Genomic DNA, 16,376 nt, shown 5'->3' with positions numbered 1-16,376 from the left:
CGGGGGCGGTGAGCGGGGCCCCGGGCACGTCGGGCGCCACCTAGACTCCGGCTGTTCCGTAGCTCGACGGAGGAGAATGACGTGCGTCGCTGGACGGCCGCCCTGGCCATGACCGTGGTGCTCGCCGGTTGCGGCGGCGGCGAACAGACCGAGACCTTGAACCAGCAGCCGGCCTGGCAGGGCGGCGCGTCGGCCGACCCGGCCACGCCGGCCACGCCGGCCGCGCTGACGCCGGAGGAGGCGAAGCGCCGCTACCTGGCGATCGTCGAGCCGTACAACACCGCGCTGGAGAAGCTCGAGACGGCGGCCAACGCGGGGAAGCCGTGGCGGACGGTGCGGAAGCTGGCCGCCGAGGTGGCCCGGACGAACGCCGAGCACGCGGTGGCGCTGCGGGAGACGACCTGGCCGGCGGCGGCCCGGACGCCGATGGCCGCCCTGCTGGCCGAGAACGACGTCGCGCTGCGGCACTGGCGGCGGGCCGGTGAGGCGGCCGACGCCGAGGTGCTGATGCGGGAGATCCGGAAGGCGGCGGCGCACAGCGGCGCCGAGGAGGCCGGCAAGGTGCGCGCCGCGCTCGGGCTGCCCGCGTACCGGGAGGGCTGAGCGGGTTCTGGCGGACCGTCTGTTGTGGCGCCATCACGTTCCTGGTAGACCTGCTGGTGGATCTGCTCCACGCCGTCCCGGACCGGAGGAGCCGTCATGAGTGATCCGAGCACCGCGTCGATCGCCTCCGCGCCCCGCCCCGAGCAGCCGACCGAGATCGGCGCGCCGGTCAACCCGGGGCTTCCCGGCGGCGCCCGCGCCGACAAGCCCCGGGGCCTGCTCGGCGACGCGTGGCGGGACCTGCGCCGTAAGCCGCTGTTCTGGATCTCGGCCACGTTCATCGTGATCTTCCTGCTGATGGCGGCGTTCCCGTCGCTGTTCACCAACGGCGACCCGGTCAACGGCGCCCTGTCGCGCAGCCGGGTGGAGCCGGGGGCGGACGGTTGGTTCGGCTACGACGTACAGGGCCGTGACGTGTACGCCCGGGTGATCTACGGCGCCCGCGCCTCGATCGTGGTGGCCGTGCTGTCGGTGGCCGGCACGCTGCTGATCGGCGGCACGATGGGGATGATCGCCGGCTACCGCGGCGGCTGGGTGGACGGCCTGCTGTCCCGGATCGCCGACGTCTTCTTCGGCCTGCCGTTCATCCTCGGCGCGATCGTCATCCTGACCACGTTCAACGGCTCGGGGTCCGACAACAGCACCGCGGAGATCATGGGGCTGGTCATGTTGTCGTTGACAGTTCTCATGTGGCCGGTGGTGATGCGGCTGATGCGCTCCTCGGTGCTGGCCACCAAGGAGGCGGACTACATCGTGGCCGCGCGGGCGCTGGGTGCCGGCACCGGCCGGATCATCCTGAAGCACCTGCTGCCGAACTGCCTGGCGCCGCTGCTGGTGTACGGCACGATCATGGTCGGTTCGTTCATCGGCGCCGAGGCGACGCTGTCCTTCCTGGGCGTCGGCCTGAAGACCCCGGTGGTGTCCTGGGGCATCATGATCAGTGAGGCGCAGCAGTACATCCGCGTCTCGCCGTTCCTGCTCCTCTTCCCCGCCGCGTTCCTCGTCACCGCCGTGCTGAGCTTCGTGATGCTCGGCGAGGCGGTCCGCGAGGCCCTCGACCCCAAGCTCCGCTGAGGCGGGCTGTCAGCTGCGGCGGGTCTCCCCGTCGTACCGGGCCGCCGAGTCGGTGAGGTCCCAGAACTCCGCCGGCAGGTGGGTGATGACGTCGTCGTACTCGCCCGGTGGGATGGCCTCGCGGAGGGTGTCGAACACCGCCCGCATGCCCGCCTTCGCCAGGTCGCCGTCCACCTCCGCGCGGCCGCTGACCTGCTGCACGAAGACGTCGAGCCCGAACCGTTGGGCCTTGTCCCGGGGCGCGAACGCGTAGGCCCGCAGCCCTTCCGGGAGCCGGGCGGACAGGTCCCGTGCCTCGCCCCCGTCGATCCGCTCGGCGAGGGTCGTGAGGGTGGCGCGGGTGATGGCTGTCGCCTGCTCGGGCGAGGTACGCAAGCGTCGCGCCACCGAGTCGATGAACTCGCTGTTCTCCACCTGCCGGGCCTTTCTCTGCGTGGACAGCGGCGTCTACCCGCGTCGTCGCCCGGCAAACAGCGGCCGACCGCCCTCACCCGGCGGCCGCGAGGTAGCGGGCGGCCAGCTCGCGCAGCGTCTCGCGTAGCTCGGGCGGCTCCAGCACGGTGAACGGCACCTCGAACTTGGCCAGGTAGGTGGCCAGGTCGGTGAGCGAGTCGGTGCCGGTGACCAGCTCGCACGTCCCGTCGTCGAGCGGGACGACCTGCCCGGAGGTGGTGGTGCTGCGTTCGGCCACCACCGCGGCCGGCGCGTGCATCCGGATCCGCGCCCGGTACCTCCAGACCTCCGAGCGGACGCCGCGCAGCACGTGCGCGGCGGCGTCACCGCCGGGCGGCTCGCGCGGCACGAACCGCGGCCCGGCCGGCGGCAACGGCCGCACCCGGTCGGCCCGGAAGGTACGCCAGTCCCGCCGATCGGTGTCCCAGGCCAGCAGGTACCAGCGGCGGCCGGTGTAGACGAGGGTGTGCGGCTCGACGTCGCGCTCGGTGCTCTGCCCGTCGTGGCCCAGGTAGCGGAACCGGAGCCGTTCGTGGTCGTGCGCGGCCGCCGCGATCGTGGTCAGCGTGTCGGCGTCGACCGTTGGCCCGCCGCCGGCCGCCGAGACGGTCGTCCCGCGCAGGGCGTCGACCCGCGGCCGCAGCCGGGCCGGCAGCGTCCGCTCCAGCTTGGTCAACGCCCGCAGCGACACGTCCTCCATGCCGGTGACCGTGCCCGCCGCGGCGGCGCGCAGCCCCACCGCGACCGCCACCGCCTCGTCGTCGTCGAGCAGCAGCGGCGGCAGCGCGGCGCCCGCGCCCAGCCGGTAGCCGCCGGCCGGGCCGGTGGTCGATTCCACCTGGTAGCCGAGCTGCCGCAGCCGGTCGACGTCGTTGCGCACCGTCCGCGTGGTGACCCGCAGCCGGTCGGCCAGCTCCGTACCGGACCAGTCCCGCCGCTGCTGCAACAACGAGAGCAGCCGCAGCAGGCGTGCCGAGGTTTCCAACATTTCCTCATTCTGCGCCAGATTGAGGAATCCGACGTTCCTCAACACCTCCTAGCGTGGGGGTCATGACGACGACACCGAAACTGCGGGGCATGGCCAACGTCAGCTACTGGGCCGCGGACTGGCCGGCGGCCAAGGCCTGGTACAGCGAACTGATCGGCTTCGAGCCGTACTTCCTGCGCGACGGCTACGCGGAATGGCGCCTCGGCGACCACCAGGACGAACTCGGCCTGATCGACAGCCGCTACCGGCCGCCGGGCACGACCGCCGGACCCGGCGGGGTGGTCCTCTACTGGCACGTCGACGACGTGCCCGCCATGGTGGCGCGGCTGCTCGCCATGGGCGCCACCGAACACGAGCCGGCGCAGGACCGCGGCGCCGGCTTCGTCACCGCCACCGTGATCGACCCGTTCGGCAACCTGCTCGGCGTCATGTACAACCCGCACTACGTCGAGATCGTCGACGGGGCGGAGTGACCACCGTGGACGACGTCGAGATCCTCCGCTGCGCCGACGCCGGCGAGTGGGACCGGTGGCTCACCGCGCACGGCACGACCCGGTCCGACGTCTGGCTCGCCATCGCCCGCAAGGGCAGCGGCGCGGCCGCCATGACCGCGACCGAGGCCGGCGACGTGGCCATCTGCCACGGCTGGATCGACAGCCACCGCCGCCGCCTGGACGACACCCACTTCCTCCAGCGCTACTCGCCGCGCCGGCCGGGCAGCCCCTGGTCCCGGGTCAACGTCGATCGGGTCGCCGCGCTGGAGGCGGCCGGCCGGATGCGCCCCGCCGGCCGGGCCCAGGTCGCGGCCGCGCAGGCCGACGGCCGCTGGGCGGCGGCATACGCGCCGCAGCGCACCGCCGCCGTACCCGACGACCTCGCCGCGGCGCTCGCGGCGAACGACCGCGCCCGCGCGGCCTACCAGGCGCTCGGCCGCAGCGACCGGTACGCGGTGTTCCTGCCGCTGCTCAAGGCACGCACCCCGGCGGCGCGGGCCGGGGCGCTGCGGCGAGCCCTCGCGGGACTGGAAGCCGCGGGCGGGCCGCCGCGGTGACCGCCGGTCGGCCGCCGGTGGGTCCGGGTGGACCCACCGGCGACCGTCACGGCCGGCGCCACATCGGGTACGCGGTGGTGCCGTCGGGCAGCGTGAACGACCCGTGGGCGACGTAGCCGTGCCGGGCGTACAGGTCCCGTTCGGCGGGCGTCGTCGCCTCGGTGTACGAGGGCAGCAGGCTGGCGTCCATCCGGGCGCGGCTGGTGGCGAGCAGCGTGCCGGCCTGGTCAGCGCCCCGCGGCTCGGGTACGGCCGCGAAGAACGCCAGGTGGTTGTGCGGGCCGGTGGGGCGTCGGGCGGCGAGCACCTCGTCGAGGCGGAGGAACCGGTCGAGGTAGTCGCCGCAGGCGACGGCGAGCCGCTCGCCGTATCCGGGCGGCGGGGGGATCGGGCCGTACCGGTGGAACCAGACGGCGGCGGCCGTGCGGTCACTGGCCAGGTACGCCTCGCCGAACAGCAGCGCGTGCTCGGTCCAGATCCGGGTGACGGCGCGGAGCACCCGACGCCGGCGGTGGACGTCGGGCACGAGCCAGGCGCCGGTGCCGGTGCGGGCGAGTGCGCCGGCGACCAGGTCCACGATGTCGGCGATGTCGCACCAACGGGCGCGGGCGACCGGCAGGGTCTTCTTCACGAGCTCTCCTTCCCAGGTGCGCGGGGAGCTGCGCCCGCGCGACGGAGTTTCGGTGGAGCAGGTCTTTCGTGACTGCGGGAGTCGGGCGCCGGCCGGAGCCTCGGCATCCCGACGTGGTGGCGCGGCCGAGCGGGGCCGCGCATCGGGCCGGCGAGTCGGGGACGACCGGACCGGTTCCGGGAAGACCCGACCGGGCGGCCACCACGCCGGTGTGCCTCGCAGGGTGGCCGGACGGCGACGCTCACCGCGCGGGTGGTACCGCCACGAACGCCGGTCGCCCGGTCGGAGCGGTCGCGGTGGCCGCCGGCCGAGTCAGGTGTCAGGCCGGCCGGGTGTCCGGCCGACTCGCCCGGTGGGTCAGCTTGTCGCTCCGGGCCGGCTGACCGCCGAGCGGCCACAGCTCCGGGTGCCAGGCCCAGGACAGGGCACCCTCGGTGATGCCGGACCAGCAGCCCGCCGCGCTGTGGCCGGCCGTGCTGCCGCAGCCGGCGGGCGTCCCGTGGTGGGCATGCCCGGGATCGCCGGCCGGCGGACGGTGCCGGATCGCCTCGGCGTCGCCGGCGGCCGACCGGTCGCCACCCGACGGCCGGAACGTCGACCCAGACCAGCGCCCGCGCGGATCGACCGGCGCCGCGGGTGTCGCGTGGGCGGTCCCGGGCGGCGCGGCGGTCACCGGCGGCGGCGTGGTCGCCGGTGACCGGACGCCGCCGACGCTCGCCGGTGGAGTCCGGGGACCGGTGGGCCCGCCGGGGCTGGGCTGGGCGACGTCGAGCACCGGGGCCAGCGCATCCACCACCGGCTCGACCAGGCCCAGCACCGGTTCGAGGGTTTCCACGACCGGCTCCGCCAGGCCGAGCGCCTGCCCGATCGGTGTGGTCGGGCCGAGCACCGGGTCGAGCGTCTCCAGGTTCGGCTTGGCGGGGCGTAGTGCCGGGTCGAGCGTTTCCAGGATCGGCTTGGTCGGGCGCAGTGCGGGGGCCAGCGGGTCCGGCGCCGGCTCGGGCGGACCGGGTGCCGGCGGTGCCGCGTCCGGCCGGGCCGGCGGGCGGAGGGCGCTCGCCGGCCCGCCCGGACCGACCGTGGTGGGCGTTCCCTTGCCGGGTCTCACGGGGTCCGGGCTCTGGCCGGGCGCGGTGGAGCTGTCGGCCCGCGACGCGTCCCGGGCCGGCGTGGCCGCCCCGCGGCCCGCCGGTGCCGGAGCGTCCGCCGACGGCATGCCGCCCGCCCGCTGCTCGGTGGGAGGGGCGCCCCGCCCGATCCACGCCGGTGCCTGATCGGTGCCGGAGTGCCGTGTTCCCTTGCCCGCCCCGGGCTCGGCTGCGGGCTCGCGTGCCGCGGGCTCGGCCGCCTCGCCGCCGTTTGGCCCGGCGGTCGGGGCACAGGACAGTGGGCTGCCGAGGATCGTCCGCACTCCGTCGATCAGCTCGCCGGGCAGGCACGGCCCGCTGGAACCGGCGGCGTACGCGGGCTCGTCGGCGACCGCGTCGTACGCGCCCCAGGCGCCGAGGGCGCCCCCGACCAGCAGCAGCCCACGCAGCATCGTCCGAGCCAGCCGGCCGCGACGCCGCACCACGCGCACCTCCGGGTCCTCTTCAGGGCAGCTCTGATTGTGCCGAACGGTGACCGGGTGGACACGGTCCGACACACGACAAATCGATATCAGCCGAAGGATCGGGACCGGCGGGGGTGGCCACGCCGCCGGCCGCCGACTGGACGCGGCGAGCCGCCTGCCGCCAACCGGGCGGGCGAGCGACCGGGCGCGGCCAACCGCCGGCCGTCGACCGGGCGCGGCCAACCGCCGGCCGCGAGCCGGGCGGAAACCGCGGACCGCGACCCGCTGGACCTGCCGCGGTCAGCCCAGCGGATTCGCGGTGGGTAGCGGCAGCCCGGGCAGCGACGGGAGCAGCGGCGGCAGGCCCCCGCTGGGCAGCAGGGTGGGCAGCGACGGCAGCGGGAGGATGTCGGGGAGACCGGGCTCTCCGGCGCCCGACGGTGACGGGGGTGGCGGCGAGCCGACCGGGCCGGGTCCGGACGGTGGGGCGGACCCGCCACCCGCGGTGGGTGCCGGCGCCGGCCCGGCGGTGGCGGGCGCGGACGGCGGCGACAGCGCGGCCAGCAGGTCGCGGTGCAGGGCGTCGAGCTCCGCGCGCAGCCGGGTGGCCAGCCTCGGGTCGTCGATCCCGGCGAGGTCGTTTCGCGCCTGCTCGATCAGCTGCGCGGCCTCCGCCAGCCGGCCGGCCGACAGCGCCGCCCGGGCGCGGTCGATGGTGTCCTCGACGGTGCGAACCTGCGCCTGCTCGGGATACAGCACCTTCGTCAGCGACCAGAGCGGGCTGCTCGGCCCGGCGTTGCGGCTGCCGACGCCGAGCGCGGTGGCGATGGCCACCAGGACGACCACCGCTGCCGCGAGGCGCAGCACGCGCCGCCCGAACGCCGCCGACCGGGGCGCGGTCGGCGTGGGCGGCGGCTGCACGGCGTGCCGCAGGACCGGCTCGTCGTCGGCGCTGTCGAGGTCGGCCCGCCAGGCGGCGAGCAGCGCGGCCACGTCGTCGCCGTCCGGCGCCGGCTCGCCCCGGCCGAGCGCGTCGAGCAGCTGGTCGTCCCGGGCGATGGTCGCCAGGTCCAGCTCGTCGCCCCCCTGGGGCCGCTGCTCGGTCATGCCGCCACCTCGTCGAGTGTGTCGCCTGCCAGGGTACGGAGGCGGGCCAGGGCGCGGGACTGGGCCACCCGCACCGCGGCGGCGGTCATCCCGACGATCGCCCCGACCTCCTCGGCGGTGAGGCCGACCGCCACCCGGAGCAGGACGATCTCCCGCTGCGCGTCCGGCAGGCGGTCGAGCAGCACCGACAGACGGCGGGCGAGGTCGGTGGCGACGGCCTGCTGCTCCGGCCCGGGCCCCGCGTCGGGAGTGTCCAGGGGGGCGTCGGCGGTCGCGGTCACCGCGGCGGCCCGCGCCGCGGCGCGCTGCGCGTCGGCCACCTTGTGCCCGGCGATGGCGTAGACGAACGCCGAGAACGGAGTGCCCTGGTCGCGGTAGCGGGGCAGCGCCCGCAGCACGGCGAGGCAGATTTCCTGCGCGACGTCGTCCGCCGTGGTGTACGCCCCGCCGATCCGCCCCAACCGGGCCCGGCAGTACCGCACCAGCCCCGGGCGCACGTCGGTGAGCAGGGCCGCCATGGCCCTGGAGTCGCCCTCTGCGGCCCGCCGGATGAGTTCGGGCTCGATCGTTGTGGTCATCGCGTCGCGGAGCACCTTCGTTACCGGCCGGTTAACGCGCACGCTATCGAGCCGACCGGAATTTGCCTAGCTCACCGCGAGTAGCTCCGTCGTACCGCAAAGAAATCGCGAGAAATCTGTTACACCGCGCCGCGCCGCAGCGATGTCCGAAGTAGCAGCACCGAGGAGAGGGGACCGCGTGGGCGTCGAGGTGGCCGTGCAGGGGCTGACCAAGTCCTTCGGCGGGCAGCCGGTCTGGTCGGACGTCAGCCTGACGCTGCCGGCCGGCGAGATCTCGGTGCTGCTGGGCCCGTCGGGCACCGGCAAGTCGGTGTTCCTCAAGACCCTGGTGGGGCTGCTCCGGCCCGACCGCGGCGACATCTGGATCTCCGGCCACAACCTGCCCCGGCTCTCCGAGCGCGCCCTGTACGAGGTCCGCAAGCTGTTCGGCGTGCTGTTCCAGGACGGTGCCCTGTTCGGCTCGATGACCATCTACGACAACGTGGCCTTCCCGCTGCGCGAACACACCCGCAAGAGCGAGGCGCAGATCCGGGCGGTGGTCGGCGAGAAGCTGGAGATGGTCGGCCTGACCGGCGCCGAGCGGAAGTTGCCCGGGGAGATCTCCGGCGGGATGCGCAAGCGTGCCGGGCTGGCCCGCGCGCTCGTCCTCGACCCGCAGATCATCCTCTTCGACGAGCCGGACTCCGGGCTCGACCCGGTGCGCACCGCGTACCTCAACCAGCTGATCATCGACCTCAACCAGCGCACCGAGGCGACGTTCCTGATCGTCACCCACGACATCAACACCGCCCGCACCGTGCCGGACAACATCGGGCTGATCTACCACGGGCACCTGGCCATGTTCGGGCCCCGGGAGATGCTGCTGTCCAGCACCGAGCCGGTGGTCCGGCAGTTCCTCAACGCCCAGCGGATCGGGCCGATCGGGATGGCCGAGGAGAAGGACGCCGAGGAGCTGCGGGCCGAGGCCCAGGCCGGTGTGGAGCTGCCGCCGCTGCCGCCCATCCCGAACCAGTTGCAGCCCTCCGACGGCCGGCCCCGGCGGGCCGAGCGCCCGCCCGGCGCGTGGTGCCGCGAGCACGGCGTCACCCCGCCGCCAGGCTCCTTCGCGGACCGGCCGGCGGCCGACCTCGTCGGACCGGGGGAGGTGCGCGGATGAGCGCCCCGCTGGCCGCCGTACGTCGCTCCGGCGAGTTCTTCGGCTTCTGCCTCGACACGCTGCGGGCGCTGCCCCGCCGGCCGGTGCAGGTGCGCGAGTTCGTCCAGCAGGCCTGGTTCATCAGCTCGGTGTCGATCCTGCCGGCGGCGCTCGTCTCGATCCCGTTCGGCGCGGTCATCGCGCTGCAACTCGGCTCGCTGGTGCGGCAGCTCGGCGCGCAGTCGTTCACCGGCGCCGCCTCGGTGCTCGCCGTGGTCCGCGAGGCCGGTCCGATCGTCACCGCACTGGTCATCGCCGGCGCCGGCGGCTCGGCGATCTGCGCCGACCTCGGCTCCCGCAAGATCCGTGAGGAGCTGGACGCGATGCGGGTGCTGGGCATCGACCCGATCCACCGGCTCGTGGTGCCCCGGGTGCTCGCCGCGATGCTGGTCGCCGTCCTGCTCAACGGCCTGGTCAGCGTCGTCGGCGTCACCGGCGGCTACCTGTTCAACGTGGTCATGCAGGGCGGCACGCCCGGTGCGTACCTGGCCAGCTTCCAGGCCCTCGGGCAACTGCCCGACCTGCTGGTGGGCGAGGTCAAGGCGCTGCTGTTCGGCGCCACCGCGGCCCTGGTCGCGTCCTACCAGGGGATGAACGCGCGGGGCGGCCCGAAGGGCGTCGGCGACGCGGTCAACCAGAGCGTCGTGTTCACCTTCATGCTGCTGTTCGCGCTGAACTTCCTCGTCACGGCCGTGTACTTCCAGGTCGTACCGCAGAAGGGAAGCTGACGTGCCGGTGCTGCGACAGCTCGACGACCTGGGCGGACAGCTCGCCTTCTACCTGCGCGCCTTCGGCTGGGCGCCGCGCACCCTGCGCCGCTACCGGCGCGAGGTGGTACGGCTGCTCGCCGAGGTCAGCTTCGGCACCGGCGCGCTGGCGGTGCTCGGCGGCACCGTCGGCGTCATCTGCTTCCTGACCTTCTTCACCGGCACCGAGGTTGGCCTGCAGGGCTACCAGGCGCTCAACCAGATCGGCAGCAGCGCCTTCACCGGCTTCATCTCGGCGTACTTCAACACCCGGGAGATCTCCCCGCTGGTGGCCGCGCTGGCGCTGTCGGCCACCGTAGGGTGCGGCTTCACCGCCCAGCTCGGCGCCATGCGGATCTCCGAGGAGGTCGACGCGCTCGAGGTGATGGGCGTGCCGTCGCTGCCGTTCCTGGTCACCACCCGGATGATCGCCGGCTTCATCGCGGTGATCCCGCTGTACGTGATCGGGCTGCTCTCCAGCTACCTGACCACCCGCGCCATCGCCGTCTTCTACTTCGGACAGTCGGCGGGCACCTACGACTACTACTTCCACCTGTTCCTGCCGCCCGGCGACGTGCTCTGGTCCTTCGGCAAGGTGCTGGTGTTCAGCGTGATCGTGGTGCTGGTGCACTGCTGGTACGGCTACACCGCCAGCGGCGGACCGGCCGGCGTCGGCGTCGCGGTCGGCCGCGCCGTGCGGCTGGCCATCGTCGCCGTCAACATCGTCGACTTCTTCCTGTCCCTGGCCATCTGGGGCGCCACCACCACCGTCCGGATCGCGGGGTGAGCATGAGACATCGCATCCTCGGCATCGTCTTCGTCGCCGTCCTGGCCGCGGCGCTGACCGGTTCCGTGCTGCAGTACCGCAAGGCGTTCACCCCGGTCGCCTGGGTCACCCTGCACGCCGACCGCGCCGGCCTGCAACTGGCCGACGGCGCCGATGTCAAGGTACGCGGCGTGCTGGTCGGCGACGTCCGCTCGGTACGCGGCGACGGCGCCGGGGCCACCCTGCGGCTGGCCCTCGACCCGGCGACCACCGGCCGGATCCCGGCCGACGTCACCGCGCGCCTGCTGCCCAAGACGCTCTTCGGTGAGCGCTACGTCGAACTCGTCCCGCCGCCGGGCAGCACCGCCGGGCCGATCCGCGACGGCGCGGTCATCACCCAGGACCGCAGCCGCACCGCCGTGGAACTGGAACGGGTGCTCGACGAGGCGCTGCCGCTGCTGCAGGCGATCCGGCCCGATCAGCTGGCCACCACGCTGGGCGCGCTGGCCACCGCGCTGGAGGGCCGCGGCGAGCAGCTCGGCGCGAACCTGGCCCGGCTGGAGGCGTACCTGGAACGGCTCAACCCGGCCATGCCGGCCATCGCGGCGGACGTGCGCGCCCTGGCCGCGGTGCTGGACAGCTACGACGCCGCGCTGCCCGACCTGCTGGCGCTGCTGCGCGACGTCAGCGTCACCGCCCGCACGGTCACCGACCAGCGCACCCAACTGGCCGCGTTCCTCGCCGAGGCCACCGATGCCGCCGACGTCGCGCACGGTTTCCTCGACCGGCACGGCGACCAGCTCATCCGCCTCGGCGCGGTGAGCCGGCCGGTGCTCGAACTGCTCGCCACCTACGCGCCCGAGTACCCGTGCCTGATGAGCGGCCTGGTGGCCCTGCAACCCCGGGTGGAGGAGGTGTTCGCCGGCGGCCGGATGCGGATCACCCTGGAGGTCACCCGCGACGGCGGCAAGTACGAGCGCGGCCGCGACGAGCCGGTCTACGGCGCCGACGACGGCCCGCAGTGCCACGGCCTGCCCCGACCGGCCAGCCCCGCGCCGGAGAAGCCGATCGACGACGGCTACGACTACTCCGGCCCCCGGCCGCCGGTCACCCTGCCGGTCGGCCTGCCCGCCCCGGCCGCCGGCGCCGCCCCGGCCATGGGCCAGGCCGCCACCGGCGAGGAACGCGCCCTGGTGAAACCGCTGCTCGGCGCGGTCACCGGCACCCCGCCGGCGGAGGTGCCCGACATCGCGGTGCTGCTGTGGGGGCCGCTGCTGCGCGGAGCGGTGGTGAACGCCCGATGACCGGCACCATCCGTCCGCTGGTGAAGCTGCTGGTCTTCGCCGCGGTGACGCTGCTGCTGACCGCGCTGCTCGCCCAGACCCTGGGCGCCTTCCCGGCCGGCGGCGTCACCTACCGGGCCCGGTTCACCGACGTCACCGGCCTGCTGCCCGGCGACGACGTGCGGATCGCCGGCGTCCGGGTCGGCCGGGTCGCCGACATCCGGGTGGTCGACGACACCGTGGCCGAGGTCGAGTTCACCCTCACCGAGGACGTCCCGCTGGCCACCGGCGTCCGCGCCGCCATCCGCTACCGCAACCTGGTCGGGCAGCGCTACCTCGCGCTCACCGAGGGGCCGGGGGAGCGCCGGCCGCTGCGGCCGGACGGGCTCATCCCGATCGGGCAGACCACCCCGGCGCTGGACCTGACCGTGCTGTTCAACGGCTTCCGGCCGCTGTTCACCGCGCTGCGCCCGGAGGACGTCAACAAACTCGCCTACGAGATCATCCAGGTGCTCCAGGGCGAGGGCGGCACCGTGTCGAGCCTGCTGAGCCGAACCGCCTCGCTGACCAACACCCTCGCCGACCGGGACGCCGTCATCGGCCGCGTGGTCACCAACCTCAACACCGTGCTGACCACCCTCGCCACCCGGGACCGGGACCTCGACCGGACCATCACCCAACTGCAGGAGTTCGTCTCCGGGCTGGCCGCCGACCGGACCGCCATCGGCGAGGCGCTGGTCAACCTCGGCGACCTCACCGAGGCGACCTCGTCGCTGGTGGGCGAGGCCCGGCCACCGCTCGCCGCCGACATCCGCGCCCTCGACGAACTCGCCGGCACGCTCAACCGCAACTCCGCTGTCATCGACAGCACCCTCGGCCGGCTGCCGCAGCGCTACGAGTCGCTGACCCGGGTCGCCTCGTACGGCTCCTGGTTCAACTTCTACCTCTGCGACTTCGACGGCCGGGTGTCGGCCGCCGGCCAGAGGCTCAACCCCGTCACCTTCAGCGCGCCGGCCGCGCGGTGCGCCACCGGAGGCAGCCGATGAAACCGTTCCGCGAACGCAACCCCGTGGTCACCGGCGCCGTCGGGTTGACCCTGATCGTCGCCGCGCTGCTCGGTGCCTTCCAGCTCGACCGGCTCGCCGCGCTCACCGGCCGGGCCTACCAGGCGGCCTTCACCGACGCCAGCGGCCTCGCCGTCGGCAACGAGGTGCGGGTCGCCGGGGTCCGCGTCGGCAAGGTCACCGCCGTCGAGCTCGCCCGCGACACCCGGTCGTACGTGCGGGTCCGGTTCCGGGTCGACGACGACGGCGTACGCCTGGGCGACCGCACCGGCGCGACGATCCGGATCAAGACGGTGCTCGGGCAGAAGTACCTGGCCCTGTCGCCCGCCGGGGCGGGCCGGCTGCCGGAGGGCGGGCTGATCCCGCTGGACCGCACCGCCGCACCGTTCGACGTGGTCCAGGCGGTCACCGGGCTCGCCGACACCCTCGACAAGGTCGACACCGATCAACTCGCCGCCGCCTTCGCCACCCTGTCGGAGACCTTCGCCGACACCCCGGCCAGCGTCGACTCCGCGCTGGGCGGGCTGGCCCGGCTCTCCCGCACCGTCGCCGACCGGGACGCCGAACTGCGGTCGCTGCTGACCCGGGCCCGCGAGGTCACCGGCGTGCTGGCCACCCGCGACGAGGAGTTCCGCAAGCTGGTGACCGACGGTGAGGCGCTGCTGGCCGAGGTGACCCGCCGCCGGGACGCCATCCACAAGCTGCTGGTCGGCACCAACGACCTGGCCACCCAGTTGTCCGGACTGGTCGCCGACAACCGGACCGAACTCGACCCGGCCCTGCGGGAGCTGCGTGAGGTGATCGCCGTGCTGCAACGCAACCGGGACAACCTGGAACGGAGCATCGCCCGGATGGCGCCGTTCGTCACCGCGTTCGCCAACGTGGTCGGCAACGGCCGCTGGTTCGACTCGTACGTGCACGGGCTGGTGCAGCCGTACGTGCCCACGGGTGGCCGGTGATGGCCGCCCACCGCTGGCGCCGGCCGGTCGCCGCCGCCACCGTCCTGCTCACCGCGCTGGCCGCCGCCGTGGTGGTCGCCCGGCACGAGCCGCCCCAGCGGCGGCTGACCGCCCACTTCACCCGCGCGGTCGGCGTACACCCCGGCTCCGACGTGCGGGTCCTCGGCGTGCGGGTCGGCGAGGTGGTGGCGGTGACCCCGCGCGGGCGCACCGTCGAGGTCGCCATGCGCTACGACCCGGGCGTGCGGATCCCGTCCGACGCGCAGGCGGTGATCGTCCCGCCCAGCGTGGTCAGCGACCGGTACGTCCAACTCACCCCCGCGTACGCCGGCGGCGCCCCGCTGGCCGACGGCGCCGACATCCCGCTGAGCCGCACCGCGGCGCCGATGGAGATCGACGACATCTACCGGGCGCTGGACGACTTCAACCGGGCACTCGGCCCGGACGGCGCGAACGCCGACGGTGCGCTGTCCGACCTCGTCGCCACCGGCCGGGCCAACCTGGAGGGCAACGGCGAGCAGCTGCGGGAAACCCTCGACGGGCTGTCCCAGGCGCTGACCACGCTCGCCGACGGCCGGCAGGACCTGTTCGGTTCGGTGGCCAACCTGCAACGGTTCACCACCACCCTGGCCGAGAGCGACCAGCAGGTGCGTGCCTTCCAGCGGCAGCTGGCCGACGTGGCCGAGCAGCTCTCCGGCGAACGCGACGAACTCTCCGCCGCGCTGCGCAACCTGGCCGTCGCGCTGGCCGACGTCACCGCCTTCGTGAAGAAGAACCGCCAGCTGCTCACCGCCGACGTCGCCGCGCTCGCCGACATCACCGGGGTGCTGGTCCGCCAGCAGGAGGCGGTCATCGAGATCCTCGACGTGGCGCCGCTGGCGCTGAACAACCTCGCGTTGGCGTACAACCCCCGGTCGGGCACCCTGGACACCCGCGACAATGCCACCGGCCCGTACGACCCGGCCGGCTTCGCCTGCTCACTGATCGTCGACCAGCTGCCCGCGAAACAGGTCCCGGCCACCTGCCACGCGCTCGCGCAGACGCTGCACGCGCGCGGGCTGCCGATGACCGATCAGCTGCGCAGGCTGCTCAAGCTGCCGCCCGGCGCCCCGACGGCCGGCCCGGTCCCGCCGGGCGAACCTCCGTCCACCCAGCCCGGGGGGCCGGCCCTCGACCTGGCGCCGGGCGGCCCCGTCGACACGCTGGACCGTACCCTCGGCGGCATCCTGCGAGGCCCGGCATGACCGCCCGGGCCCGCCGGCTGCTGGCCGCGGCCCTGGCCGTGGCGCTGCTGCCCGCCGGCTGCGGCCTGCCGGAGCTGACCGACCTGCCGCTGCCCGGCGGCGCGCCGGCCGGCCCCGGATACCGGGTCACCGCCGAGTTCACCGACGTGCTCGACCTGGTGCCGCAGGCGGCCGTCAAGGTCGACGACGTCACCGTGGGCAGCGTCGAGAAGATCTCCCTCGCCGGCTGGACCGCCCGGGTCACCCTGCGGATCGACCGCGAGGTCCAACTGCCGGCCAACGCCTCCGCCGCGGTCCGGCAGAGCAGCCTGCTCGGCGAGAAGTACGTGACGGTCACCGCCCCGACCACCGAGCCGCGCCGCGGCCGGCTCGCCGACGGCGACGTCATCCCGCTGGCCCGCACCACCCGCGGCGCCGAGGTCGAGGAGGTGCTCGCCGCGCTGGGGCTGCTGCTCAACGGCGGCGGCCTGGCCCAGCTGCGCACCATCAACCAGGAACTCGGCCGGGCGCTCGACGGCCGCGAACCCGCGATCCGCGACGCGGTGCGCCGGCTCGACGAGTTCGTCGGCGGGCTGGAACGGCAGAAGGCGGACATCGTCCGGGCCGTCGAGGCGCTGGACCGGCTGACCGGCCGGCTCGCCCGGCAACGGCAGGTCGTCGGCGAGGCCGTCGACGCGCTCGCGCCCGGGATGACCACGCTGGCCCGCCAACGCGCCCAGCTGACCAGCGCGCTGACCGCCCTCGGCGAACTCGGGCGGGTCGGCACCCGGGTGGTCAACCGCAGCCGCGACGACACCCTGGCCAGCCTGCGGTCGCTGAAACCGATCCTCGAACAGCTGGTCCGCGCCGGGGACGACCTGCCGAAGTCACTGGACTTCATGCTGTCGTACCCGTTCCCGCCGAACGTGACCGGCGCGATCGTCGGCGACTTCGTCAACCTCTCCATCACCGCCGACCTGGACGCCGCCTCGATCCTGGCCAACCTGGTCGCCGCCGCCCCGGCGCCCGCCGGGTCGGCCACCGGCGCGCGGAAGCCCGGCGCCGCACCGCCGCCCACGGCCGGCGGGTCCCGCCCCGGAACC

Annotated in this window: 18 protein-coding genes; 12 read left to right on the top strand and 6 right to left on the bottom strand. The window is 74.5% G+C overall.

Annotated elements, in window-relative coordinates; translation table 11 throughout:
* Positions 1 to 81: 81 nt before the first annotated feature.
* Positions 82 to 603, top strand: coding sequence for a hypothetical protein (locus DLJ47_RS02630; protein WP_146228011.1), 522 nt, complete (start codon positions 82 to 84; stop codon positions 601 to 603).
* 96 nt (positions 604 to 699) lie between these two features.
* Positions 700 to 1,677: an ABC transporter permease gene (locus DLJ47_RS02625; RefSeq protein ID WP_109898509.1), complete on the top strand. Its 978-nt coding sequence runs from the start codon at positions 700 to 702 to the stop codon at positions 1,675 to 1,677.
* A 9-nt stretch (positions 1,678 to 1,686) separates the two neighbouring features.
* Here DLJ47_RS02625 and DLJ47_RS02620 read toward each other — a convergent pair whose 3' ends face one another.
* Positions 1,687 to 2,091 carry a DUF2267 domain-containing protein gene (locus tag DLJ47_RS02620; protein WP_109898508.1) on the bottom strand — a complete coding sequence of 135 codons (405 nt, stop codon included), beginning with the start codon at positions 2,089 to 2,091 and terminating at the stop codon, positions 1,687 to 1,689.
* Positions 2,092 to 2,164: 73 nt separating this feature from the next.
* The gene (locus DLJ47_RS02615) at positions 2,165 to 3,118 is read right to left on the bottom strand and encodes a helix-turn-helix transcriptional regulator (protein WP_109898507.1); all 954 of its coding nucleotides are present in this window, start codon (positions 3,116 to 3,118) and stop codon (positions 2,165 to 2,167) included.
* Between the two features lie 62 nt (positions 3,119 to 3,180).
* Here DLJ47_RS02615 and DLJ47_RS02610 point away from each other — a divergent pair, with 62 nt between their 5' ends.
* Positions 3,181 to 3,591: a VOC family protein gene (locus tag DLJ47_RS02610; RefSeq protein ID WP_109898506.1), complete on the top strand. Its 411-nt coding sequence runs from the start codon at positions 3,181 to 3,183 to the stop codon at positions 3,589 to 3,591.
* A gap of 5 nt (positions 3,592 to 3,596) precedes the next feature.
* On the top strand, positions 3,597 to 4,169 hold the full coding sequence (locus tag DLJ47_RS02605) for a YdeI/OmpD-associated family protein (protein WP_199235669.1): 573 nt from the start codon (positions 3,597 to 3,599) through the stop codon (positions 4,167 to 4,169).
* Positions 4,170 to 4,215: 46 nt separating this feature from the next.
* On the opposite strand, the gene DLJ47_RS02600 is transcribed toward DLJ47_RS02605, so the two are convergent.
* The 4 genes from DLJ47_RS02600 to shbA form a co-directional block, all read right to left on the bottom strand.
* Positions 4,216 to 4,800 carry a hypothetical protein gene (locus DLJ47_RS02600; RefSeq protein WP_109898505.1) on the bottom strand — a complete coding sequence of 195 codons (585 nt, stop codon included), beginning with the start codon at positions 4,798 to 4,800 and terminating at the stop codon, positions 4,216 to 4,218.
* A 319-nt stretch (positions 4,801 to 5,119) separates the two neighbouring features.
* Positions 5,120 to 6,370, bottom strand: a complete 1,251-nt coding sequence (locus tag DLJ47_RS02595; protein WP_146228010.1) for a hypothetical protein — start codon at positions 6,368 to 6,370, stop codon at positions 5,120 to 5,122.
* 282 nt (positions 6,371 to 6,652) lie between these two features.
* Positions 6,653 to 7,459 carry an anti-sigma-D factor RsdA gene (locus DLJ47_RS02590; RefSeq protein ID WP_109898503.1) on the bottom strand — a complete coding sequence of 269 codons (807 nt, stop codon included), beginning with the start codon at positions 7,457 to 7,459 and terminating at the stop codon, positions 6,653 to 6,655.
* The gene (gene shbA, locus DLJ47_RS02585; RefSeq protein WP_109898511.1) at positions 7,456 to 8,037 is read right to left on the bottom strand and encodes an RNA polymerase sigma factor ShbA; all 582 of its coding nucleotides are present in this window, start codon (positions 8,035 to 8,037) and stop codon (positions 7,456 to 7,458) included. Before shbA ends, DLJ47_RS02590 begins: the two co-directional genes overlap by 4 nt.
* A 178-nt stretch (positions 8,038 to 8,215) precedes the next feature.
* Between shbA and DLJ47_RS02580 the strand changes: the two genes are divergently transcribed.
* The 8 genes from DLJ47_RS02580 to DLJ47_RS02545 all read left to right on the top strand — a co-directional run.
* The gene (locus tag DLJ47_RS02580; RefSeq protein ID WP_109898502.1) at positions 8,216 to 9,193 is read left to right on the top strand and encodes an ABC transporter ATP-binding protein; all 978 of its coding nucleotides are present in this window, start codon (positions 8,216 to 8,218) and stop codon (positions 9,191 to 9,193) included.
* Entirely contained in the window at positions 9,190 to 9,960 is a 771-nt protein-coding gene (locus DLJ47_RS02575; protein WP_109898501.1) for an MlaE family ABC transporter permease, read from the top strand. The genes DLJ47_RS02580 and DLJ47_RS02575 overlap by 4 nt, the downstream gene beginning before the upstream one ends.
* Position 9,961: 1 nt before the next feature.
* Positions 9,962 to 10,765 carry an MlaE family ABC transporter permease gene (locus DLJ47_RS02570; RefSeq protein WP_109898500.1) on the top strand — a complete coding sequence of 268 codons (804 nt, stop codon included), beginning with the start codon at positions 9,962 to 9,964 and terminating at the stop codon, positions 10,763 to 10,765.
* 2 nt (positions 10,766 to 10,767) lie between these two features.
* Positions 10,768 to 12,048: an MCE family protein gene (locus DLJ47_RS02565; protein WP_109898499.1), complete on the top strand. Its 1,281-nt coding sequence runs from the start codon at positions 10,768 to 10,770 to the stop codon at positions 12,046 to 12,048.
* Positions 12,045 to 13,073 carry an MCE family protein gene (locus tag DLJ47_RS02560; RefSeq protein ID WP_109898498.1) on the top strand — a complete coding sequence of 343 codons (1,029 nt, stop codon included), beginning with the start codon at positions 12,045 to 12,047 and terminating at the stop codon, positions 13,071 to 13,073. The genes DLJ47_RS02565 and DLJ47_RS02560 overlap by 4 nt, the downstream gene beginning before the upstream one ends.
* A complete protein-coding gene (locus DLJ47_RS02555; RefSeq protein WP_109898497.1) occupies positions 13,070 to 14,050 on the top strand; it encodes an MCE family protein in 981 nt (326 codons plus the stop codon). The genes DLJ47_RS02560 and DLJ47_RS02555 overlap by 4 nt, the downstream gene beginning before the upstream one ends.
* Positions 14,050 to 15,294 carry an MCE family protein gene (locus DLJ47_RS02550; protein WP_109898496.1) on the top strand — a complete coding sequence of 415 codons (1,245 nt, stop codon included), beginning with the start codon at positions 14,050 to 14,052 and terminating at the stop codon, positions 15,292 to 15,294. Before DLJ47_RS02555 ends, DLJ47_RS02550 begins: the two co-directional genes overlap by 1 nt.
* Positions 15,291 to 16,376: MCE family protein (locus DLJ47_RS02545; protein ID WP_109898495.1), on the top strand; the 1,086-nt coding region annotated here is incomplete at its 3' end. The genes DLJ47_RS02550 and DLJ47_RS02545, both read left to right, overlap by 4 nt.

This window comes from Micromonospora sp. S4605 (assembly GCF_003176715.1).
Lineage (GTDB): Bacteria > Actinomycetota > Actinomycetes > Mycobacteriales > Micromonosporaceae > Micromonospora > Micromonospora echinaurantiaca.
Note: the sequence above shows the minus strand (reverse complement) of the source record. Positions and strands in the feature narration are given on the sequence as shown.

Bases quoted from the DNA above. Each gene is read 5' to 3' on its own strand.
- DLJ47_RS02575 (WP_109898501.1), top strand. From the start codon at position 9,190: ATGAGCGCCCCGCTGGCCGCCGTACGTCGCTCCGGCGAGTTCTTCGGC.
- DLJ47_RS02610 (WP_109898506.1), top strand. From the start codon at position 3,181: ATGACGACGACACCGAAACTGCGGGGCATGGCCAACGTCAGCTACTGG.
- DLJ47_RS02565 (WP_109898499.1), top strand. From the start codon at position 10,768: ATGAGACATCGCATCCTCGGCATCGTCTTCGTCGCCGTCCTGGCCGCG.
- DLJ47_RS02550 (WP_109898496.1), top strand. From the start codon at position 14,050: ATGGCCGCCCACCGCTGGCGCCGGCCGGTCGCCGCCGCCACCGTCCTG.
- DLJ47_RS02560 (WP_109898498.1), top strand. From the start codon at position 12,045: ATGACCGGCACCATCCGTCCGCTGGTGAAGCTGCTGGTCTTCGCCGCG.
- DLJ47_RS02625 (WP_109898509.1), top strand. From the start codon at position 700: ATGAGTGATCCGAGCACCGCGTCGATCGCCTCCGCGCCCCGCCCCGAG.
- shbA (WP_109898511.1), bottom strand. From the start codon at position 8,037: ATGACCACAACGATCGAGCCCGAACTCATCCGGCGGGCCGCAGAGGGC.
- DLJ47_RS02555 (WP_109898497.1), top strand. From the start codon at position 13,070: ATGAAACCGTTCCGCGAACGCAACCCCGTGGTCACCGGCGCCGTCGGG.
- DLJ47_RS02590 (WP_109898503.1), bottom strand. From the start codon at position 7,459: ATGACCGAGCAGCGGCCCCAGGGGGGCGACGAGCTGGACCTGGCGACC.
- DLJ47_RS02615 (WP_109898507.1), bottom strand. From the start codon at position 3,118: ATGTTGGAAACCTCGGCACGCCTGCTGCGGCTGCTCTCGTTGTTGCAG.